This window comes from Bradyrhizobium sp. SBR1B (assembly GCF_014198205.1).
Classification (GTDB): domain Bacteria; phylum Pseudomonadota; class Alphaproteobacteria; order Rhizobiales; family Xanthobacteraceae; genus Bradyrhizobium.
Map to the genome: position 1 here is coordinate 26,602 of NZ_JACIHC010000008.1, position 21,573 is coordinate 48,174.

The window sequence follows — 21,573 nt, forward strand, 5'->3', positions numbered from 1 at the left end:
GGGGTTCGTGCCACAAGGGAAAGTCCCCGGATTACGCTGCGCTCCATCCGGGCTACAGGCTGGGTCAGGCTGCGCTGTTACCGCCGAGATGATTGGCGAAGAACTTGATTGCCCTGCCCCAGGCGAGCTCGGCGGCCTCGCGGTCATGCACGGCCTGGCGCTGCTCGTTGACGAAAGCGTGCTCGGCGTCATAGCGGAACAGCTCCAGCGACTTCCCGGCGGCCTTCATGGCCTTCTCGAAGCCGCCCACCAGCTCCGGCGTGCACCAATCGTCCTTGTTGGCGAAATGGGCCTGGAGCGGGATCTTGACGTCGGCGGGCTTGGCCGCCTGCTCCGGCGGGATGCCGTAGAACACGACGCCGGCCGCGAGCTCCGGTACATGCACCGAGCCGATGATGGTGACGGCGCCGCCGAGACAGAAGCCGGTCAGCCCGACCTTGGCACCGTTACGCGACAGATATTGCGCGGCGCCGCGTACCGTCTGCGTGGTGGCGTCCATGAAGTCGAGCGAGTTCATCTCCTTGTTGGCGCTGTCCGTGTCGTGATACGGCACCACCTTGCCCTTGTAGAGATCGGGCGCCAGCGCGTCGAAACCGGCCAGCGCGAAGCGGTCGCACAGGCCTTTGATCTGGTCCGACAGGCCCCACCATTCCTGGATCACGACCACGCCCGGCGCGTTGCCGCGCGCGGCATTGGCGAGATAGCCCGAGGCCTCCTTGCCGTCCGGACGCTTGAAGGTGATGGCGGTTCCCATGGTGTCCTCCGATGAGTTCTTGGGGGAGCGGTTGGTGGCATCTTGGCGGGTGCATGCGAATGACGCAATCACCGCGCAAACAAACTCTCGTGCCCCGGATGCTGCGCAGCGCGTTGCCCCTTGCGGCGTGATGCGCTGCCGATCCGGGGCCCCTACGAGCATTCTGGGTCCCGGCTCGCGCTTCGCGCGTCCGGGACACGGACCCAACAAAAAAGCCCCCTTGCGGGGGCTTCTTCATTTTCTCGTCGCATCAGAGCGCTCAGTGCGAGCTGGCCCAGACCTTCTTCTTGGTGAAGTACATCAGGCCCGCGAACAGGATCAGGAACACGAAGACCTGGAATCCGAGGCGCTTGCGCGCTTCCATGTGCGGCTCCGCGGTCCACATCAGGAAGGTGGTGACGTCCTTGGAGTACTGCGCGACCGTGGTCGGCGAGCCGTCGTCATAGGTCACCTGGCCGTCGCTGAGCGGCTTCGGCATCTTGATGGCGTGGCCCGGGAAGTACTTGTTGTAGTACGAGCCCTCCGGGATGGTGACGCCTTCCGGCACCTTGTCCTCGAAGCCTTGCAGCAATGCCGAGACGTAGTCCGGGCCCTGCTCCTGGAACTGGGTGAAGAAGTCGAAGATGAACCAGGGGAAGCCGCGCTTATAGGAGCGCGCCTTGGTGATCAGGGAGAGGTCGGGCGGCGCCGCGCCACCGTTCGCCGCGCGAGCGGCCTGCTCGTTCGGGAACGGCGAGGGGAAATAGTCCGCCGGACGCCCCGCACGCTCGAACATGTCGCCGGCATCGTTCGGACCGTCCTTGACCTTGTAGTCCGACGCGAAGGCCGCCGCCTGCGCCACCGAATAGCCGGGCCCACCGGGCTCGGCGAGGTTGCGGAAGGCCACATAGGACAGGCCGTGGCAGCTGGCGCAGACCTCCTTGTAGACCTTCAGGCCGCGCTGCAGCGCGCCGCGGTCGAACTTACCGAAAGGGCCGGAGAACGACCATTTGTTGCCCGGAGGCGTATCGCTGCCTTCAGACGCCTTCGCGCTGTCGACCGAGCCTGCGAACAACGAACCGGCGAGCGCCAGCATGATCGCGGTCGAAACCATCGGCGTCGATCGGCTGCCGGTCTTGGCTAGCACCGCATCCGAGATCGAGTTCGGCACCGGCCGCGGCTTCTCGATGCGCGAGAGCAGCGGCAGCACGATCAGGAAGTAGGCGAAGTAGCAGACCGTCAGGACCCGGCCGGCAATGACGTAGATGCCTTCCGGCGGCTGCGCCCCGAGATAGCCGAGCAGGATGCAGACCACGACGAAGATCCAGAAGAACTGCTTGGCCAGCGGGCGATACTTCGACGACCTCGTCTTCGCGGCGTCCAGCCAGGGCAGGAAACACAGGATGATGATCGCACCGAACATCCCGATGACGCCGGCGAGCTTGTTCGGGATCGAGCGCAGGATCGCGTAGAACGGCAGGTAATACCATTCCGGCACGATGTGCGGCGGCGTCACGCCCGGGTTCGCCGGAATGTAGTTGTCGGCGTCGCCGAGATAGTTCGGCATGTAGAAGATGAACCAGGCGTAGAGCAGCAGGAAGCAGGCGACGCCGAACATGTCCTTGATGGTCGCATGCGGCGTGAACGGCACCGTGTCCTTTTCCGTCTTCGGCTCGACGCCGTCAGGATTGTTCTGGCCGGCGACGTGCAGCGCCCAGACGTGGAGCACGACGACGCCCGCGATCAGGAACGGCAGCAGGTAATGCAGCGAGAAGAAGCGGTTGAGCGTCGGATTGCCGACCGAATAGCCGCCCCACAGCAGCGTCACGATGCTCTCGCCGACATAGGGAATGGCGGAGAACAGGTTGGTGATGACCGTGGCGCCCCAGAAACTCATCTGGCCCCAGGGCAGCACGTAGCCCATGAAGCCGGTCGCCATCATCAAGAGGTAGATGATGACGCCGAGGATCCACAGCACCTCGCGCGGCTCCTTGTAGGACCCGTAATAGAGGCCGCGGAACATGTGAACGTAGACGGCGACAAAGAACATCGATGCGCCGACCGCATGCATGTTGCGCAGCAGCCAGCCGTAGTTCACGTCACGGACGATCAGCTCGACCGATTTGAAGGCGAGATCGGCATGCGGCGTATAATGCATCGCCAGGATCACGCCGGTCAGGATCTGCATCCCCAGCATGAAGGAAAGGATGGCGCCGAAGGTCCACCAATAGTTCAGGTTACGCGGGGTGGGATAGGCAACGAACGAGGAGTGCATGAGGCCGAGGATCGGCAGGCGCCGCTCGATCCATTGCAGGGCCGGATTGCTCGGCTGGTAGTCGGATGGTCCGCTCATGATGCGATCCTGAGGAAATAGTACGACGAGACGGCGCGAAGCTTCGGACGAGGATCCGAGGCTCAGCCGATCTGGATTTTGGTGTCGGAAACGAACTGGTACGGCGGCACCGGCAGGTTCGCGGGCGCGGGCCCCTGGCGGATGCGGCCGGACGAATCGTACTGCGAACCATGGCAGGGGCAGAAGAAGCCGTCGTAGCTGCCTTCATGAGCGATCGGGATGCAGCCGAGATGGGTGCAGATGCCGATCACGACCAGCCATTGCTCGTGGCCGGACTTGACCCGGGCCTCGTCGGACTGCGGATCGGGCAGGCTCGCCACGTTGACGGCGCGCGCCTCGTCGATCTGCTTCTTGGTGCGGTGGCTGATGTAGATCGGCTTGCCGCGCCAGAACACCTTGATGTCCTGGCCTTCGGCGACCGGACTGAGATCGACCTCGATCGGCGCACCGGCGGCGATGGTCGAGGCGTCAGGATTCATTTGGGAAATGAAGGGCCAGAGCGCAGCTGCGCCCCCTACTGCTGCAGCTGCCCCCGTTGCAACGAATAAGAAATCACGGCGTGTCGGATGGTCCGCCGAAGACGCTGTCGTCACGATTCCAACCCTTTCTTCTTGTGCAACCGGTGGAACCGCTCCAGGGGGCGCCCATGAGGTCCCCGGAAAGGCTGCCGGCGCCCGCGGCCCCCCGCGGCGGCAGAACTTCGCATGTTCACCTCTAAACGGGCAAAACAGCAGTCCAGAATCGTTCTATTGGCACCCTTGCCGGGCGAGCGCAAGCCCGCTATCGGCGCGGGAGCGTGCAATGCACGAATTCCCGGGCAGGCGATGTTTTATTGAGACATTTCCGCCCCGCATCTCCCCCGAGACAGCCCTCGCACAGCCCATGCAGATAGCGCTTTTCCAACCCGACATCGCCCAGAACACCGGCACGATTCTCAGGCTTTGCGCTTGCCTGGGCATCGCCGCCCATATCATCGAACCGGCGGGCTTCCCCGTCTCAGACCGCCTGTTCCGCCGGGCGGGAATGGACTACCTCGATCATGTCAGCCTTATCAGGCACGACTCCTGGGCCAAATTCGAGGACTGGCGCACCGCCCATGGCTACCGCTTGCTGCTGTTCACCACGAAAGCTGCCACCGACTACCGCGATTTCCGTTACCAGACGTCGGACATCCTGCTATTCGGGCGCGAGAGCGCCGGTGTCACCGACGCGGTGGTCGAGGCAGCGGATGCGCGGCTGGTGATCCCGATCAAGGCGGGGCTGCGGTCGCTCAATGTCGCCATGACCGCGGCCATGGCCGCCGGCGAGGCGCTGCGGCAGATCCGGAACCCGCAAGCCTGACAGATTGAGGAGAGACGATTGAGTTACGCGGTCAAGGAGATCTTCCTGACCTTGCAAGGCGAAGGCGCCCATGCTGGGCGCGCGTCCGTGTTCTGCCGTTTTGCCGGCTGCAATCTCTGGAGCGGCCGCGAGGCGGACCGCCTTGAGGCCACCTGCAAGTTCTGCGACACGGATTTCGTCGGAACCGACGGCACCCTCGGCGGCCGCTACGGCTCGGCCGCGGAGCTCGCCGACACCATCGCCGCGCAATGGACTGCGGCTGCCGCCAACCGCTACGTGGTGCTGACCGGCGGCGAGCCGCTGCTCCAGGTCGACGCCGCGCTGATCGGGGCGCTCCACGCCCGCGGCTTCGAGATCGGCGTCGAGACCAACGGCACCATCGCAGCGCCGGACGGGCTCGACTGGATCTGCGTCAGCCCCAAGGGCGGCAGCGAATTGGTGCTGCGCCAGGGCCACGAGCTGAAGCTGGTCTATCCGCAGGCCCTCGCCGCGCCCGAGACGTTCGAGCACCTCGCCTTCGAGCGCTTCTCGCTGCAGCCGATGGACGGACCCGAGGTCATCGAGAACACCGCGCGCGCGATCGACTACTGCCTGCGTCATCCGCAATGGCGGCTCAGCGTGCAGACGCACAAATCGCTCGGCATCCGATAGGGACAGATTTGTAGAGTGGGCAAAGCGGAGCGTGCCCACCATTCAAGATGACGGTAGAAGACGTGGGCACGGCGCAAGGGCGCCTTTGCCTACCCTACGGCACACTCCGCGTGGTAAGCGACCGGGAATGAAGATGGACATGTCGACGATCGAAGACCGCAAGGGCCGCGCCCGCGCCTGGTTCGAGGCCTTGCGTGACGACATCTGCGCGAGCTTCGAGCGGCTCGAGGACGACGCCCCGCAAAGCCTCTATCCAGGCGAAGCAGGCCGCTTCAAGCGCACGCCCTGGCAACGCACCGACCATACCGGAGCGGCCGGTGGCGGTGGCGTGATGTCGATGATGCATGGCCGCCTGTTCGAAAAGGTCGGCGTGCACTGCTCGACCGTGCATGGCGAATTCGCGCCTGAGTTTCGCGCGCAGATTCCCGGCGCCGCGGACGATCCAAAATTCTGGGCCTCCGGCATTTCGCTGATCGCCCATATGCGCAATCCGAACGTGCCCGCCGTGCACATGAACACCCGCTTCGTCGTCACCACGAAAGCCTGGTTCGGCGGCGGCGCCGATCTCACGCCGGTGCTCGACCGACGGCGCACCCAGGACGATGCCGACAGCATCGCTTTCCACGCCGCGATGAAGCAAGCCTGCAACCAGCCGAACGGCGTTGCCGACTACGACAAATACAAGAAATGGTGCGACGAATATTTCTACCTGCCGCACCGCAAAGAGGCGCGCGGCATCGGCGGCATCTTCTACGACTGGCACGACAGCGGCGACTGGGACGCCGACCTCGCCTTCACCAAAGACGTCGGCCGCGCTTTCCTGAAGATCTATCCCGACATCGTCAGGCGCAATTTCGCGGCGGGCTGGACCGCCGCAGACCGCGAGGAGCAATTGATCCGGCGCGGCCGCTATGTCGAATTCAACCTGCTCTACGATCGCGGCACCATCTTCGGGCTGAAGACCGGCGGCAATGTGGATTCGATCCTGTCGTCGATGCCGCCGGAGGTGAAGTGGCCATGACTGTCTCGAGGCCGCTGCCGCGCGCCATGCTGATCGATATGGACGACACCATCCTGTCGGCCTATGGCCGGCCCGAGATCGCCTGGAACACGATCGCGAACGAGTTTGCCGAGGAGCTGGCGCCGCTGCCGCCGCCGCAGGTCGCCACCGCAGTGCTCGCCTTTGCGCGGCAGTTCTGGTCGACTGCGGAGCCGATCTGGCGGATGAAGCTCGGCGAGGCGCGGCGGCTCACGGTGCGCGGCGGCTTCGCCGCGCTCGCCGCAAACGGCCATCGCGCCCTGCCCGACGATCTCGCCGATCGCATCGCCGACCGCTTCACCACCTATCGCGAGGAAGCCATCTTCGTCTTCCCCGGCGCGCACGATGCCATCGACGCGTTCAGGGCACGCGGCATCAAGCTCGCGCTGGTCACCAACGGCGCCGCCGACATGCAGCGCGCCAAGGTCGAGCGGTTCGAGCTGACCCATCGCTTCGACCACATCCAGATCGAAGGCGAGCACGGCTTCGGCAAGCCGGAGGAGCGCGCCTATCTGCACGCCATGGAGGCACTCGGCGTCTCCGCCGAGGATACCTGGATGATCGGCGACAATCTGGAATGGGAAGTGGTGACGCCGCAGCGCCTCGGCATCTATTCGATCTGGATCGACGTGCACGGCGATGGCCTGCCCGAAGGCTCGACGGTCAGGCCCGACCGCATCATCCGCTCGCTGACCGAGCTGGTGCCGGGCTAGCCCTGAGCAGGGCACACAACAAAATATCGAAAAACAACCCCATGCACAGTAGCGGCCCCCTGCAAGATCAATGGCTTGCGGATTTCACGAAACGACTTTGATCCGTCGGCCAAAACAGGGGTATGATGTCATCGTCGAAACTTGCGATGGACTGGTTTCCCCGCCCGCGTTTCCGCGTTCGTCGCGAGAAGATCACCGCCCTACGGCAGCTCGGGTGCGGGAAATTTCTTCGCCTGCTGACGTAACGAGGGCGCGGCATCGTGAGTGGGGAATTGAGCATCCGTAGAGCTGAGGCGGGCGATTACGCTGCGGTTCGGAGCCTTGCGGAAGCGTTGGCGGCCCATATCGAAGAGCCGCCACCGCCTCTGACGCTCGAGCGCTATCTCGCCTTCTATGTCCACGAGCATGCGCCCGTGCACCTCTTCGTCGCACTGCTGGAAGATCGCGTTGCGGGCCTGATCGCCTGGATCCTGACCCACGAGCTCTATAGCGCCCAGGCGGGCATGTACATCAGTGACATCGTGGTGCATGCCGAGGCGCGCAGGAAGGGCGTCGGCAGAGCGCTGATGACGAAGGCCAAGGAATGGGCTGCCGATCACGGCGTCACGAAGCTCGGCTGGGATGTCTGGAAACACAACGCGTCAGCGATGCAATTCTACGCTCGCCTGGGCGCGACCGTCGACACCGAGGCCCTGCCGCATCTCCTGCTGCTGACGAACCGCTAGCTTCATCATGGCCGATTGGTGACTGCGGGCGTCGCACGCGATCCTCATCCTGAGGGCTCGCCAACGGCGGGCGTCTCGAAGGATGGCCACGGAGGAAGCCGCTGCCATATGCGATTGCCCAGCGTGTCGACCGGGATCGCCACCCGCCGCTGGAATTTCCCGGCACGGCCGGCCGGCGTGATCGGCCTGTCATGACCGCTTGCTAGGCTCCCGTCCGGATCGATCGCGCGAAAGGACAATCCATGGACTTGAAAGCCGGTGATGTCGTGATGCTGAAATCCGGCGGCCAACCGCTGACGGTCGCGGAAGTGAGGCAGGACGAGGTGCTCTGCCTCTGGATGGGCATGGAAGGCGACCTGTTCCGCGAGACGCTGCCGCTGGCCACGCTCGTGCAGGTGGAAGAGGAGGAAGAGGATGATGAGGACGAGGAAGAGGACGAAGAGTAGGCCCGCCTACACCGCATCCTATCTGGATCGGGTGTGCCTCAGCTCCAGCACGTCGGATCTCCCTCTCAGAACAGAAATGAAGGATCGGGCCGAGGACTCGGCCCCGATCTATCAGGTCGCGTTCGATGCCGACTTGCGCACGATGCGATTTCGTTCGCCCTACTGGATAAAGGCGATTTCGAAATGCATGCCATCGGGCCGGCTTCCAAAGTGCCCGCCCCAATAAAATCCATGTTTGTTGGCGATCGGGACCAACTCCCGGACCGCTCCGCGCGTGCCCACGAGCTTGGGCCGAGCCCCCAACGGATTCTCGTCGGCGTTGACGTCGAACGCGCTTCCGAAAGCGTGGTTGCTCAATTGCGTCGTCGATCCCCTGATGAAGCGAGGCACGAAAGCTCCGTCAAATGACAGGATCCTATCCAGCAGACTCGCGCTCTCCCACTCCTCCCAAAGCGCCTTGAGCTGTGCCGCCGCGAGCTTATGGAATTGCATGGAGGCAGGAGCATGCGGTCCCAAAGCCTTCCGCAGTTGGGGAATGGGAACGCTCACGATGTTGTCCCTGGTCCAAGTCCCGAGGATCCGGATGTTCTCGCGGTTATCCGGACGAGGCTCCGAGACGAAGTTGAACGCGCCAAAAACCGCCCGTCTCGCGGCCGTATTTTCGAGCGGCGGAAAATCCGGCCGTGGCGGGAAGTTTGAACCCGTCATGTCAGCGGCCGGCTCTTCAATGAGCTCAAATCCGAGCTGCATGGCTTTCATCATCGTTTCGCGACCTGCCACGCCGTCGCTCGTCAGTCCGTTTGCCGCCTGAAACGCACTCGTCGCCGCCTGGGTCTTGTCGCCGAACTCTCCGTCGAGGCCACCCGGATCGAAATGCTGTCCCTGCAGGAAGCTTTGCCAAGCTTTCACGAGTGGTCCCTGCGAACCGAGCCGAAGCGCACGCAAAGCAACGGGCCTGGTCGACTCACTCGTCAATGGAGCGGATATCTCTGCGATTGGCGCGATCTCCGCAGAAGCGTCCGCAACGCCACTCGACAGCATTGCATTGGTCGCGGCCCGTGATGCGCTGAAGCCGCGAGATTGAGGCTGAATCCTGGGGCTTTCGATCTGTGTATCGGTCAATGCAACCTCCTCTGAGCTGGTGATAAAACTCTTTGCGACGTTCAATGCGTTATTCCACCGGTTGACCAGGCCCTTCCAAAACTTGCTCGTCTCACTGCGTTTCGCGACATCCCGCTCGTACTGTTCGCGCGCAGCGCGCAGGTCTTGCAGAAGCTCCAACGTGTCGTCCTCGCGGGCCGCTACGAGCGCTCGTCCGGCGTCATCGATCACGCCACTGTCAGGAACATGCAATGCTCTTTGGAGTATTCGCGCAGCACCGCGAGGACCGCGGTTGAAGCAGCAATCTCGCAAGTAACATTCGATCGCCGGCTTTCTCGACCAACTCGACACACCATCAGTGTAAGTGGCTATGATTTCGCAGGCCGCCCGTTCCGCCTCTTGAAAGTGGCCCCCTCGATCAAATCGGCCAGCATCCGTGCTTCTTCGGGATGGAAACGTTCGTTGATGCCCGCGACTTCATATGCTCCTCCACCGTCGTCAGCCGGCAGCCTGTAGATCGTCAGGCGTCCCTGTTTATCGCGCCGGGCTTCGAAGCTGAGAATGGAGGCTGCCATCCGGTGACGATCCGCCGACGTGCTCATGCAAGGCCTCTGCAATATGTAATGTTAGGCGGCGCAGCTTCTGGCGGCTTTCATAGCTCGGGCATGGTCGTGAACTGGCCAGCGCCGACCACGCCGAGGAGCCCGCCGCATCCGCAACACGCCTCAATGACGCTGAGCTTACGCCACGCGCTGAAGCTGTGTTGTGAAGTGCTTCACAACCCGGTTGCGATTCGATGACGCATTGCCGCGCGAACTGCGGGGATCGGAATCCTTCCCGCGTTCGTTTGCCGGTATGGATTAAACGTCAGGGTCAGGGCCGTCTGCGCTTCAGCTCGGAAGCGGGCGCGCGATCAATTCGGCCTTCGCGATTGCCAGCCGATCTATGCAATGTGCGCTGCCCCTCTGCGCTGCTGATGTTGCTCACGCCGATCTACCCGACGAGCTGCTTCGCCGCCGCCGAGATCATCACCAGCCCGCCGGTGATCACCGCGACATCAAGGATCGCGGTGTGGATGTGCAGCGGCATACGCTCGACGAAGGCCTTTGCGAGGAACGCGCCGGGGATGGCGATCGCTCCGATCAGCAGCGCGAAGGCGAGCACCTGCGCGGTCACGGCGCCGGCGAGGCCGAACACCGAGATCTTGATGAGGCCGGTGCCGAGCGAGATCATCGCGTCTGTTGCGATCACGGCGGCGCCTTCGAGGCCGGCGGCCATCAGCAGCGATAGCAGGATCACGCCGGAGCCCGAGGTGCCGCCGACCAGCACGCCGTAGCCGACTGAGCCAGCGGCAAGGCCGCTGTCGCCGATCTTGACCTTTCGGCGGCGGAGCACGCGGCGCAGCGGCACGCTCAGGATCAGCATGGAGCCGATCACGAGCGCCGCGCCGGCATTAGTGAGACGCGTGTAACCGTAGGCGCCGAGTGCGGTCGTCAGCGCGGCGCAGGCGAGCACGATCAGCGCGCGGCGGCGGTCGGCGTAGCGCAAGTAAGCAATCGCTCGGCTGGAATTGGTGAAGAGTGCGGAGATCGCGATGATCGGCACCACGGGCTCGGCGCCGACCAGCGGCACCAGCACCAGCGGCATCAGGGCGCCGGTGCCGTAGCCGGCGAGACCACCGATGATCGAAGCAAACAACGCCATCAACGCGACCAGCAGGAGCTGAAAGATCGAGATGTCGGCGAAGCCTGAGACGATGGTCACGTTCTCTCGTCGCGGCTGATTCGTGCCGCAGCTTGATCGGCGATGGAAGCGAGTGCGGCTTCCTCTAGGGGAAAATCCGCCGCAAGCCAAGCGTCCTCGGCGAGCGTCAACACATGTCCGAGCGCGGGTCCTTCGGCCAGACCGCGGGCGATGAAGTCGGCGGCCTTCAGCGGAAATTTCGGCGCAGTCCAGCGCTGCGGCAGTTCGGCGAGAGCGCGCCAGCGCATCGAGGTGACGTCGCCGCCGGCCCGCGCCCAGCCGAGCAACACACGATCGTGATAACGCTCGGGGCCGAGCCGATAGAGCAGACGCCGCGCATTGGCCTCGTCCTTGGTCGTGAAGCGCCACCAGCGATGGCCCATCGAATCCAGTGCCTTGGTCTCGGCATTGGAGAGCCGCAGGCGCGCGGCGACGCGCTTGGCGTCTTCGGTCACTGCAACGGTCAGCGCGGCTAGGCGCCGCGTGCTGCTTGCAGCGAGGCCGAGTTCGCGCTCGATCGCGATCATCGTTTCCAGCGGGCCGGTATAGGCGACACCGCCGATCAGCGCCTGCAGCAATCCGCCATCGGCCATGGCCAGCACGGCCGCGGAGGCGCGAGCTGCCACCAGCAGCTTCAGCATCTCCATGCGCACGCGCTCGGCCGAGAGGCTGGCAAGACCCGCGCGTCCGCGGATGCAGGCGAGATAGCCGTCGCGGTCGGGATCGCCGGCACCAAAGGCGGCGTGGATGCGGAAGAAGCGCAGGATGCGCAAATAATCTTCGGCGATGCGCTGGTCGGGATCGCCGATGAAGCGCACGCGACGCGCCTTGGCATCCGCGATGCCGCCGACATGGTCGTAGACCACGCCTGCCGCATCGACCGACAGGCCGTTCATCGTGAAGTCGCGCCGTTCGGCGTCCTTGACCCAGTCGCGGCCGAATGCGACCTTGGCCTTGCGGCCGAAGGTTTCGGTGTCCTCGCGCAGGGTCGTGACTTCATAGGGGTGGCTGTCGATCACCAGCGTGACGGTGCCGTGGTCGATGCCGGTCGGTACACTCTTGATGCCGGCAGCCTTGGCGCGCCGGATCACCTCCTCCGGCCGCGCGGTGGTCGCGATATCGATGTCGCCGGGCTGAAGACCGAGCAGCGTGTTGCGTACGGCGCCGCCGACCACGCGCGCTTCCTCGCCGCCAGAGTTGAGCAATTGCAGGACGCGCGCGGTCCCGCCTGCGGTCAGCCAGGGCGCATCGGCAAGAATTGGCGCAAGTATCGGCTCCGCGCTCATCGTGCGGCCCCTATTTTTCCACGCCCGGCACCAGCCGGCCATTCTCGATATGGGCGGGAACGTAGGTCGAATCCGGGGCGGCGCCGGAGAAATGCGCAAGTCCGATCAGGCCCGCGATCACCAGCACGATCGCCGCCAGCGCAAGGCGCGCGACGACCGCAACCGGCCAGGAGGAACGCGCGAACAGGCCGGACCGCGTCGCGGCCAGGAACAACGCGTAGACGGCAAAGGGAATGAGGAAGATTCCGATCTCGGTCAGAACCGTCCGGATCATGATGAATAGATCCGCTCATACAGCACACGCAGCATGCCCGCCGTCGCACCCCAGATGTAGCGTTCCGCGAACGGCATCGCGTAGTAGAACCGCTCCATGCCGCGGAATTCCTTGCTGTGCACCTGATGGTTCACCGGGTTCATCAGGAAGGATAGCGGCACCTCGAACGCGTCATCAACCTCGGAATGATTGATGGTGAGCTCGAAGCCGGGCCTGACCCTGGCGACCGTCGGCAGGATTCGGAAGCCGAAGGCGGTGCCGTAGAGATCGAGATAGCCGATCGGCTCGACGAAATCTCTGGACAGCCCGACCTCCTCCTCGGCCTCGCGCAGCGCCGCATCCAGCGGCGAGGCGTCGGTGGCGTCGATCTTGCCGCCGGGGAAAGCGATCTGGCCGGCATGGTCGTTGAGATGCGCCGAGCGCTGCGTCAGCAAGATGGTCGGCTCGGGATGATCGACCACCGCGATCAGGACCGCCGCGGGGCGCACCGGCTGCTCGCGCGCGACGATCTCGAGCATCTTGTCGGTGCCGGGATCGCCCGAGGCGGGAATGATGTTCGGATCGTAGAGGCCGAGCGGAACGTCGAAGCCGAGCTTCGCCCTGGAACGGGCGAAGAAATCCGCCGCGCCGAGCGGGACCGGACCGGTCGTTAGAATAGGCTTGTTCAAAGCGCGGCCCTCACCTGCTCCGCATCGGCCATGGGGAAGAATTCGCCTGATGATTCGACGCCGAACATCGGCTGGCCATCGACCATCCGCTCCTCACCCATGTCAACCAGATCGTAATAGAGCGCCCTTGTGACCTTGGCCCAGAGCTCGGCGCGAACATGCAGATAGGGCGTCAGCCCGCCGTCTTTGGCCTGCTCGAAACGCAGCCGGTGCGCGGCATCGCAGGTGACCCAGTCATCGACATTGGTGCGGAAGCGCAGCACGCGATGGTTGCTCTCGCCGTCCTTCTGCATCTCGACCGCCATGAAGGGCGCGTCGTCGACGCGGATGCCGACCTTCTCCACCGGCGTGACCAGGAAATGCTTGTCGCCCTCGCGCTTGAGGATGGTCGAGAACAGCCGCACCAGCGCGGGGCGCCCGATTGGCGTCCCCAAGTAGAACCAAGTACCATCGGAGGCGATTCGGATGTCGAGATCGCCGCAAAACGGCGGATTCCACAGATGCACCGGAGGCAGGCCTTTCTTGGCGCCTTCGGCATTGGCAGCACTTTTGGCGGCGACAGTCAGTCCCTCGAGACCGCGATCCGCGCTCTGCCCTTGGTTCGCCATGGTTTGCCCTGACTTTGTCCTTGGCACGATTGGTGCAGGTCTACGTTGTTCTCGGGTGCACGGTTCCACCCCGGATTAGTCCGGTGGGGTAGGTCGCCACTTCGTGATGCCGTACATAACCCGAAGCCGATAAGGTGGGGATAGGTTAATTCAACGAATACATGGCCTTCCTGCAAGTCTAGCATAGGGCCCATGATCTAGCGTGATGGCCTGGCGTGATGCGATGACATCGCGACGCAAGCCGCATGGCGCGCTGAAGGAGCTAAACGAATGGCGGAGAGTGTCGAGAAACTCGAGGACGGGATCGTCCGTTCGGCCGAGCAGGTGTCGAGCCAGATTCGCGCAGCGAAGGAGGCGATCGCATCCGTCATCTTCGGCCAGGATCGCGTGATCGAGAACACACTGGTCACCATCCTCTCCGGCGGCCACGCACTGCTGATCGGCGTGCCCGGCCTTGCCAAGACCAAGCTGGTCGAGACGCTCGGCGTGACGCTCGGCCTCGATGCCAAGCGCATCCAGTTCACGCCGGACCTGATGCCGTCGGACATTCTCGGCGCCGAGGTGCTGGATGAGAGCACCGCGGGGAGGCGCGCCTTCCGCTTCATCGCAGGTCCGGTGTTCGCGCAACTCTTGATGGCCGACGAGATCAACCGCGCCAGCCCGCGCACGCAATCGGCGCTGCTGCAGGCGATGCAGGAGCAGCACATCACCGTCGCCGGCGCGCGCCACGATCTGCCGAAGCCGTTCCACGTGCTCGCGACGCAGAACCCGCTGGAGCAGGAAGGCACCTATCCGCTGCCCGAAGCGCAGCTCGACCGCTTCCTGATGGAGATCGACGTCGACTATCCCGATCGCGACGCCGAACGCCGTATCCTGTTCGAAACCACCGGCGCCGAGGAAACGCTGGCGAGGGGTTCGATGACCGCCGACGCGCTGATCACGGCGCAGCGGCTGATCCGGCGCCTGCCGGTCGGCGATTCCGTGGTGGAGGCGATCCTGTCGCTGGTGCGCTCGGCCCGTCCAGGTCCTGACGCCGGCGAAGCCGGCAAGTTCATCGCCTGGGGCCCCGGCCCGCGCGCCAGCCAATCGCTGATGCTGGCGGTGCGTGCCCGTGCGCTGATCGACGGACGGCTGGCGCCCTCGGTGGACGACGTGCTCGACCTGGCCGAGCCCGTGCTGAAGCACCGCATGGCGCTGACGTTCCAGGCGCGCGCCGAAGGCCGCACGATTCCGGACGTGATCCGGCAATTGAAGACACGGATCGGTTGATGGCAGCGGAGAACGGGCACACAGCGAAGGAGATCATTGCGATCCGACGTGCCGATGGCGAAAGCCGCACGCTCGCTGCTTCCTTGCCGCGCCTGGTGCTCGAAGCCCGCCGCATCGCCGCCAACGTCATCCACGGCCTTCACGGCCGCCGCCGCGCCGGCTCCGGCGAGAATTTCTGGCAATACCGCCGCTTCGTTTCCGGCGAGCCGGCGCAGAACGTCGACTGGCGCCGCTCGGCGCGCGACGACCATCTCTATGTCCGCGAGCTCGAATGGGAAGCCTCGCACACGGTGTGGATCTGGCCGGATCGCTCGCCGTCGATGGCGTTCGCCTCGAAAACCGCGCGCGAGTCCAAGCTCGAGCGCACGCTGATCGTCGCCTTCGCGCTGGCCGAGCTGCTGGTGTCCGGCGGCGAGCGCGTCGGCATTCCCGGCCTGATGGCGCCGACCGCGAGCCGCAGCGTGATCGACAAGATGGCGCAGGCGATGCTGCATGACGATGCCGACCGCCTCAGCCTGCCGCCGTCCTTCGTGCCGGCGGCGTTGGCGGAGATCATCGTGCTGTCGGATTTCTGGTCGCCGATCACGGAGATCAAGACGACGCTCACAGGCCTCTCCGGCTCCGGCGCGCATGGCACCATGGTGCAAATCGTCGATCCCGCCGAGGAATCGTTCCCCTATTCCGGCCGCGTCGAGTTCGTCGAGCCCGAAGGCTTCGGCGTGATCACCGCCGGCCGCGCCGAGAGCTGGGCGCAGGATTACACCGCGCGGCTCGCGCTGCACCGCGACCAGATCCGCGCAGAGACCAACACGCTGGACTGGCTGTTCACCACGCACGCCACCGACCGCTCCGCCGCCGAGCTCTTGCTGTTCCTGCATGCCGGCATGCAGGTGAGCAAGTCGGGCGCCCGCACCACGACGATCAAGGTGGGGCCGGCCGCATGATGGGACTGCCGCTCGCCTTCACCGAACCGCTGCTCCTGATCGGCCTCGTCAGCCTGCCCGTGCTGTGGTGGCTGCTGCGCGTGATGCCGCCGCGGCCGCGCCGCGTCGAGTTTCCGCCGACGCGCCTGTTGTTCGACATCGCGCCGCGGGAGGAGACGCCCTCGCGGACGCCGTGGTGGCTGACCGCATTGCGTCTCCTGGCTGCGGCTCTCGTCATTTTCGCGGCTGCCGGCCCGATCTGGAATCCGCAAACAGGCGCAGCCGACAGCAAGGCGCCGCTGATGATCATGCTCGACGACGGCTGGAGCGCGGCGTCACACTGGGACGTCAGGATCAGGGCCGCCGACGAGCTGATCGCCAATGCCGACAACGACCGCCGCGCCATCGCGCTGGTGCCGCTGTCCGAGCCGAACCGCGACATCACCCTGATGCCGGCGGGCGCCGCGCGCGTCGCGCTGCGGCAGCTCGCGCCAAAGCCCTATTCGATCGACCGCGTCGAGACGCTGACCGCGGTCGACCGCTTCCTGAAGGCCACCGGCGACTGCGAGATCGCCTGGCTGTCCGACGGCGTCGACACCGGCCGCGGCGAGGACTTCGTAGCTGGCCTCGGCAAGACCATCGGTGATCGCAGCCTGACCGTGTTCGAAGGCGGTACCTCCGCGCCGCTGGCGCTGGTCGCGGCCGAGAACGCCGCGGCGAAGATGACGGTGAAGGTGCTGCGCACCGACAGCGGCATCGCCATGGGCACCGTGCGCGCGCTGGACCAGAAGGCCTCGCCGATCGGAGAAGCCCGCTACACGTTCGGCCCGCAGGACAAGGAGACCGACGCCGCGTTCGATCTGCCGGTCGAGCTGCGCAACGACATCACGCGGCTCGAGATATCGGGCGAGCGCTCCGCCGGCGCGGTGCAGCTGCTCGACAAGCGCTGGCGCCGCCGTGCCATCGGCATCGTCTCGGGTGCGACCAGCGAGACCGCGCAGCCGCTGCTGGCGCCGACCTTCTATCTCACCCGCGCCCTGGCGCCGTTCGCCGACGTCAGGCTCGCCGACAAGGGTTCGCCGCAGCAGGGCATCACACAATTCCTGGACCAGAAGCTGCCGATGATCATCCTCGCCGATGTCGGCACCATCGCGCCGGAGCTGCGCGAGCGCCTCAATGCCTGGGTCGACCAGGGCGGCGTGCTGGTGCGCTTCGCCGGTCCCCGGCTGGCGCAGGCCGAGGACGATCTCGTGCCGGTCAAGCTGCGCAAGGGCGGCCGCACGCTCGGCGGCAGCCTGACCTGGGAGAAGCCGCAGCATCTTGCGACCTTCGCGGCCGACGGCCCGTTTGCCGGCGTCGCCGTCCCCAAGGACGTCACCGTGAGCCGCCAGGTGCTGGCCGAGCCCGATGCGGTGCTCGCCACCAAGAGCTGGGCCTCGCTGGAAGACGGCACGCCGCTGGTCACCGGCGAGCATCGCGGCAAGGGCCTCGTCAGCCTGTTCCACGTCAGCGCCGACATGCGCTGGTCTGACTTACCGATGTCGGGCACCTTCGTCGAAATGCTGCGGCGGGTCGTCGACATGTCCGGCTACACGTCCAAGCCCGGCGCAGGCGTTGCCGGCGAAGCGACCACCGAGACGGTGGCCCCGTTGCACATCCTCGACGGCTTCGGCGCCTTCGGGCCGCCGCCGGCCACGGCAAAGCCGTTGCCCGCGGATTACCGCGACCGGGCCACATCAGATCATCCGCCGGGCTTCTATGGTCCGGCCGAAGGACCGCTCGCCGTGAACACGCTTGCCAGCGCCGACCGCATCGCCGCGCTGAACACCGCGAGCCTGCGCGCCCGGCATGCCACCTACACCAATGCCGAGCCGCGGGACCTGCGCGGCTGGCTGCTGTCGACCGCGCTCGCGCTGTTCCTGGTCGATGCCATCATCGTCGCGGTGCTCGGCGGCGGGATCGCCGCGCTGCTGCGCCGCCGCGCCGCGCCCGCGATGATCGTGCTTGGCCTGCTGTTCGCCTCGCTCTCGCCCGCGCCGTCACGCGCCGACAGCGCCGCGGACGATTTCGCGATGAAGACGACGTCGCAGACCCGCCTCGCCTATGTCGTGACGGGCAATGCCGACGTCGATTCCATCGTAAAAGCGGGGATGAACGGACTGACGCTGTTTTTGGCGCAGCGCACCGCGCTCGAGGCCGGCGATCCCGTCGGCATCGACCCCGCGCGCGACGAGCTCGCCTTCTTCCCGCTGATCTACTGGCCGATCGTGCCGGGCGCGCCGAAGCCGCCGCAGGATGCCATCAACAAGATCGACGCCTACATGAAGCAGGGTGGCACCGTGCTGTTCGACACCCGCGACGCGATCGAGGCGCCACCCGGCGCCAACGGCGCGGCGCAGACCCCGGGCATGCAGACGCTGCGCGAGATCCTGTCCTCGCTCGACGTGCCCGAGCTCGAGCCGGTGCCGCGCGAGCACGTGCTGACCAAGACCTTCTACCTGCTGCGCGACTTCCCCGGTCGATTCGTCACCGGCCAGACCTGGGTCGAGACCCTGCCGCGCGACGAGGACGAGGACAGCGCGCAGCGGCCGGCGCGCGGTGGCGACGGCGTCTCGCCGATCATCATCACCTCGAACGATCTTGCCGGCGCCTGGGCGGTGCGGCCCGACGGCCAGGCCATGCTGCCGGTGACCGGCGGCGACACCCGCCAGCGCGAATTCGCCTACCGCGCCGGCGCCAACATCGTGATGTACACGCTGACCGGCAATTACAAGGCCGACCAGGTGCACGCACCGGCCCTGATCGAACGGCTGGGGCAATAGGACCGATATGAATTACGGCATCGCATTCACGCCGCTTGTTCCCGCGATCGTGCTGTGGCTCGCGCTCGCCGCGATCGTCGTCATCGCGCTTCTGCTGCTGGTTGCGCGCGCGCGCGGCGCCGCTGTGCGCGTGGCCGCGCTGGCGCTGTTCCTGCTCGCGCTCGCCAATCCCTCCTTCACCCGCGAGGACCGCGATCCCCTCACCTCGGTCGCGGCCGTCGTCGTCGACAAGAGCCCGAGCCAGAATTTAGGCAACCGCAATCGCGAGGCTGCGCAAGCGCAGGAGGCGCTGGTCGATGGCCTGAAGAAGGTCAAGGGACTGGAGGTCCGTGTCGTCGAAGCCGGACAGGCCGACGGCGAGACCGACGGCACCAAGCTGTTCGGCGCCCTCGCCTCGGCCTTGTCGGACGTGCCGGTCGACCGTGTCGCCGGCGCGTTCCTGATCACCGACGGCCGCGTCCACGACATTCCGGCCAGCGCCACGGCGCTCGGCTTCCAGGCGCCGGTGCATGCGCTGATCACCGGCCAGAAGGACGAGCGCGACCGCCGCATCGCGATCACGGCGGCGCCGCGCTTCGGTATCGTCGGCCAGACCCAGACCATCAGCTATCGCCTCGACGACCAGGGCGTCTCCGGCGAGCGCGCCAAGGTCACGATCCGCAGGGACGGCGAGGTCATCAACGAGCGCACGCTCTCGAGCGGCCAGGCCGCGAGCGTCGACGTCGACATCAAGCATGCCGGCCCGAACATCGTCGAGATCGAGGCCTCGCCGCTCGAGAGAGAGCTGACGCCGGTGAACAACCGCGCCGTCGTTGCCATCGACGGCGTGCGCGACAAGCTGCGCGTGCTGCTGGTCTCGGGCGAGCCGCATTCGGGCGAGCGCACCTGGCGCAATCTGCTCAAGTCCGACGCCAGCGTCGACCTCGTGCACTTCACCATTCTGCGTCCGCCGGAGAAGCAGGACGGCACGCCGATCAACGAATTGTCGCTGATCGCGTTTCCGACCCGCGAGCTGTTCCAGCAGAAGATCAACGAATTCCAGCTGATCATCTTCGATCGCTACGCCCGCCAGGGCGTGCTGCCGATCGCCTATTTCGACAACATCGCGCGCTATGTCCGCGGCGGCGGCGCGGTGCTGGTCTCGGCCGGCCCCGACTACGCCTCCAACACCAGCATCTGGCGCACGCCACTGGATTCAGTGCTGCCGGCAGAGCCCGTGGGCGTGACGGAAAAGCCGTTCTATGCGCACCTGTCCGACATCGGCAAGCGCCACCCCGTCACGCGCGCCCTGGAGGGCTCCGCCAGCGAGCCGCCGCGCTGGAGCCGTTTCTTCAGGACCGTCGACACCCGCAATTCCGTCAACCCGCCGGTGATGACGGGAGCCGACGGCAAGCCGCTTCTGTTCCTGTCGCGCTTCGGCGAGGGCCGCGTCGCGCTTCTGCTCTCCGACCACATCTGGTTGTGGGCGCGCGGCTATGAGGGCGGCGGCCCGCATCTGGACCTGCTCAGGCGGATGTCGCACTGGCTGATGAAGCAGCCGGACCTCGACGAGGAGGCGCTGCGTCTGCAGGTGCAGGGCAAGAACCTCGTCGTGGTGCGTCAGACCATGGCCGACAGCGTCCAGCCGGTGAGCGTGACCTCGCCGTCCGGCGCGTCGCAGGATCTGACGCTGAGCCCCGGCGATCCCGGCGAATGGCGCGCCAGCCTTCCCGCAAGCGAGCTCGGCCTGTGGCAGGCCACCGACGGCACGCTGAAGGCGCTGATCAATGTCGGCCCGACCAATCCGAAGGAGTTTTCGGAGGTCACCTCCACCGTCGAGACACTGAAGCCGCTGACGCAGGCGACCGGCGGCAACGCCGTGCGCGTGGCGAGCGGCGCCGACGTCGAGCTGCCGCGCATCCTGCCGGTGCGTTCGGCCAGCGTCTTCGCCGGCGACGGCTGGATGGGGGTGCGGATGCGCGACGCCAGCGTCGTCAAGGGCGTCGGCGTGCTGCCGATCTTTGCCGGGTTGATTGGCCTCCTGCTGCTACTCGGCGCGTTTGCCGCGACCTGGGTCCGCGAGGGGCGGTAGGTAGTTGCCCGAAGCTTGATTGGACGAGACTCGCGTAGCGCCGCGACGGCGGTGCGTTCCCTCCCCCCTTGTGGGGGAGGGCCAGGGAGGGGGGTAGCGCAGGAAAAGGGGCCGGTTGTTGACGATGCATCGGGCCTGTGCGCGACGGTAAGAGTCCGTGTGGCACCCCCCTCCCTGCCCCTCCCCCACAAGGGGAGAGGGAACGGAGAGAGCAACGCTCTCCGCTGAACTGGACTTGAATCCATCGTGTCTAGTTGCCCGAACGACACATCGGGCCGGCTGCCTGCACAGACAGGCCTGAGGCGCCGTTGACATCCACCGACCTGTCGCGCGATGTTACATTGTAACGTCGCAACGTCAGGGAATTGATGTGCCGCGACGTGGGGTGGCTTTCCAGATGAAGTGGTTCCGGTCGAATATCAGGCACGGCGCCCGGCTCGCGTTGTTCGCGATGCTGGTACAGTTCGCGCTGACGTTCGGGCACAGCCACTGGTTCGCGCAGGCCGCGCCGCTTGCCCAGGCCTCGCTCCAGCAGACCGACAGCGCCAAAGGTGCCGCGATCGACCGCGCCGCGGTCCAGAAGCAATCGCCCGCCGCTCCCGACCGCGAGCATCAGGGCGAGGACAATTGCGCGATCTGCGCCGTCGTCGCGATGGCGGGCACCGTCATAGCGGCAGCGCCGCCCGTGCTGCTGCTGCCGCAGGCGATCGAGCTGCTCCACCGCACCACTGATGCCGAATTTCTCCATCTGAAATCGGCCGGCACGGCGTTCCAGCCGCGCGCCCCTCCCGCGTCCTGACTCTCAAC

At 65.8% G+C, this 21,573-nt stretch carries 21 protein-coding genes; 11 read left to right on the top strand and 10 right to left on the bottom strand.

Going from position 1 to position 21,573, the window contains the following annotated elements:
* Positions 1-64 precede the first annotated feature (64 nt).
* The 3 genes from GGD61_RS21335 to petA form a co-directional block, all read right to left on the bottom strand.
* Complete coding sequence (locus tag GGD61_RS21335; protein WP_018323308.1) at positions 65-754, bottom strand: dienelactone hydrolase family protein; 690 nt, start codon at positions 752-754, stop codon at positions 65-67.
* 259 nt (positions 755-1,013) lie between these two features.
* Complete coding sequence (gene fbcH / locus GGD61_RS21340) at positions 1,014-3,086, bottom strand: cytochrome b/c1 (RefSeq protein ID WP_092261536.1); 2,073 nt, start codon at positions 3,084-3,086, stop codon at positions 1,014-1,016.
* Positions 3,087-3,148: 62 nt separating this feature from the next.
* On the bottom strand, positions 3,149-3,679 hold the full coding sequence (gene petA / locus GGD61_RS21345) for a ubiquinol-cytochrome c reductase iron-sulfur subunit (RefSeq protein ID WP_018323306.1): 531 nt from the start codon (positions 3,677-3,679) through the stop codon (positions 3,149-3,151).
* Between the two features lie 289 nt (positions 3,680-3,968).
* Here petA and GGD61_RS21350 point away from each other — a divergent pair, with 289 nt between their 5' ends.
* From GGD61_RS21350 to GGD61_RS21375, 6 genes are all read left to right on the top strand, one after another.
* On the top strand, positions 3,969-4,427 hold the full coding sequence (locus GGD61_RS21350; protein WP_092261537.1) for a tRNA (cytidine(34)-2'-O)-methyltransferase: 459 nt from the start codon (positions 3,969-3,971) through the stop codon (positions 4,425-4,427).
* A gap of 18 nt (positions 4,428-4,445) precedes the next feature.
* Positions 4,446-5,078, top strand: a complete 633-nt coding sequence (queE, locus tag GGD61_RS21355; protein ID WP_092261538.1) for a 7-carboxy-7-deazaguanine synthase — start codon at positions 4,446-4,448, stop codon at positions 5,076-5,078.
* A 133-nt stretch (positions 5,079-5,211) separates the two neighbouring features.
* Positions 5,212-6,099: an oxygen-dependent coproporphyrinogen oxidase gene (hemF, locus tag GGD61_RS21360; protein ID WP_092261539.1), complete on the top strand. Its 888-nt coding sequence runs from the start codon at positions 5,212-5,214 to the stop codon at positions 6,097-6,099.
* Positions 6,096-6,830 carry an HAD family hydrolase gene (locus tag GGD61_RS21365; RefSeq protein ID WP_183231081.1) on the top strand — a complete coding sequence of 245 codons (735 nt, stop codon included), beginning with the start codon at positions 6,096-6,098 and terminating at the stop codon, positions 6,828-6,830. Before hemF ends, GGD61_RS21365 begins: the two co-directional genes overlap by 4 nt.
* Positions 6,831-7,102: 272 nt before the next feature.
* Positions 7,103-7,555 carry a GNAT family N-acetyltransferase gene (locus GGD61_RS21370; protein WP_177237407.1) on the top strand — a complete coding sequence of 151 codons (453 nt, stop codon included), beginning with the start codon at positions 7,103-7,105 and terminating at the stop codon, positions 7,553-7,555.
* Positions 7,556-7,797: 242 nt separating this feature from the next.
* Entirely contained in the window at positions 7,798-8,001 is a 204-nt protein-coding gene (locus tag GGD61_RS21375; RefSeq protein WP_092261542.1) for a DUF2158 domain-containing protein, read from the top strand.
* Between the two features lie 159 nt (positions 8,002-8,160).
* Here GGD61_RS21375 and GGD61_RS21380 read toward each other — a convergent pair whose 3' ends face one another.
* From GGD61_RS21380 to GGD61_RS21410, 7 genes are all read right to left on the bottom strand, one after another.
* The gene (locus GGD61_RS21380; RefSeq protein ID WP_244550777.1) at positions 8,161-9,333 is read right to left on the bottom strand and encodes a M15 family metallopeptidase; all 1,173 of its coding nucleotides are present in this window, start codon (positions 9,331-9,333) and stop codon (positions 8,161-8,163) included.
* Positions 9,334-9,470: 137 nt separating this feature from the next.
* On the bottom strand, positions 9,471-9,704 hold the full coding sequence (locus tag GGD61_RS21385) for a hypothetical protein (protein WP_143109110.1): 234 nt from the start codon (positions 9,702-9,704) through the stop codon (positions 9,471-9,473).
* A gap of 391 nt (positions 9,705-10,095) precedes the next feature.
* Positions 10,096-10,866 (bottom strand): sulfite exporter TauE/SafE family protein, encoded by a 771-nt coding sequence (locus tag GGD61_RS21390; RefSeq protein ID WP_092261545.1) that lies wholly within the window; start codon positions 10,864-10,866, stop codon positions 10,096-10,098.
* The gene (locus tag GGD61_RS21395; RefSeq protein ID WP_092261546.1) at positions 10,863-12,131 is read right to left on the bottom strand and encodes a CCA tRNA nucleotidyltransferase; all 1,269 of its coding nucleotides are present in this window, start codon (positions 12,129-12,131) and stop codon (positions 10,863-10,865) included. Before GGD61_RS21395 ends, GGD61_RS21390 begins: the two co-directional genes overlap by 4 nt.
* 10 nt (positions 12,132-12,141) lie before the next feature.
* Positions 12,142-12,405: a DUF6111 family protein gene (locus GGD61_RS21400; protein ID WP_018323296.1), complete on the bottom strand. Its 264-nt coding sequence runs from the start codon at positions 12,403-12,405 to the stop codon at positions 12,142-12,144.
* Complete coding sequence (locus tag GGD61_RS21405) at positions 12,402-13,073, bottom strand: CoA pyrophosphatase (RefSeq protein ID WP_092261547.1); 672 nt, start codon at positions 13,071-13,073, stop codon at positions 12,402-12,404. The genes GGD61_RS21400 and GGD61_RS21405 overlap by 4 nt, the downstream gene beginning before the upstream one ends.
* Positions 13,070-13,681, bottom strand: coding sequence for a DUF1285 domain-containing protein (locus tag GGD61_RS21410; RefSeq protein ID WP_092261548.1), 612 nt, complete (start codon positions 13,679-13,681; stop codon positions 13,070-13,072). Before GGD61_RS21410 ends, GGD61_RS21405 begins: the two co-directional genes overlap by 4 nt.
* Before the next feature lie 270 nt (positions 13,682-13,951).
* On the opposite strand from GGD61_RS21410, the gene GGD61_RS21415 reads away from it, so the two are divergent.
* From GGD61_RS21415 to GGD61_RS21435, 5 genes are all read left to right on the top strand, one after another.
* The gene (locus tag GGD61_RS21415) at positions 13,952-14,950 is read left to right on the top strand and encodes a MoxR family ATPase (RefSeq protein ID WP_092261549.1); all 999 of its coding nucleotides are present in this window, start codon (positions 13,952-13,954) and stop codon (positions 14,948-14,950) included.
* On the top strand, positions 14,950-15,894 hold the full coding sequence (locus GGD61_RS21420) for a DUF58 domain-containing protein (protein ID WP_092261550.1): 945 nt from the start codon (positions 14,950-14,952) through the stop codon (positions 15,892-15,894). Before GGD61_RS21415 ends, GGD61_RS21420 begins: the two co-directional genes overlap by 1 nt.
* Positions 15,891-18,695 carry a DUF4159 domain-containing protein gene (locus tag GGD61_RS21425; protein WP_183231082.1) on the top strand — a complete coding sequence of 935 codons (2,805 nt, stop codon included), beginning with the start codon at positions 15,891-15,893 and terminating at the stop codon, positions 18,693-18,695. Before GGD61_RS21420 ends, GGD61_RS21425 begins: the two co-directional genes overlap by 4 nt.
* Before the next feature lie 7 nt (positions 18,696-18,702).
* Positions 18,703-20,766, top strand: a complete 2,064-nt coding sequence (locus GGD61_RS21430; RefSeq protein WP_183231083.1) for a hypothetical protein — start codon at positions 18,703-18,705, stop codon at positions 20,764-20,766.
* Between the two features lie 397 nt (positions 20,767-21,163).
* A complete protein-coding gene (locus GGD61_RS21435; RefSeq protein WP_092261552.1) occupies positions 21,164-21,565 on the top strand; it encodes a DUF2946 family protein in 402 nt (133 codons plus the stop codon).
* The last annotated feature ends 8 nt before the right edge of the window (positions 21,566-21,573 follow it).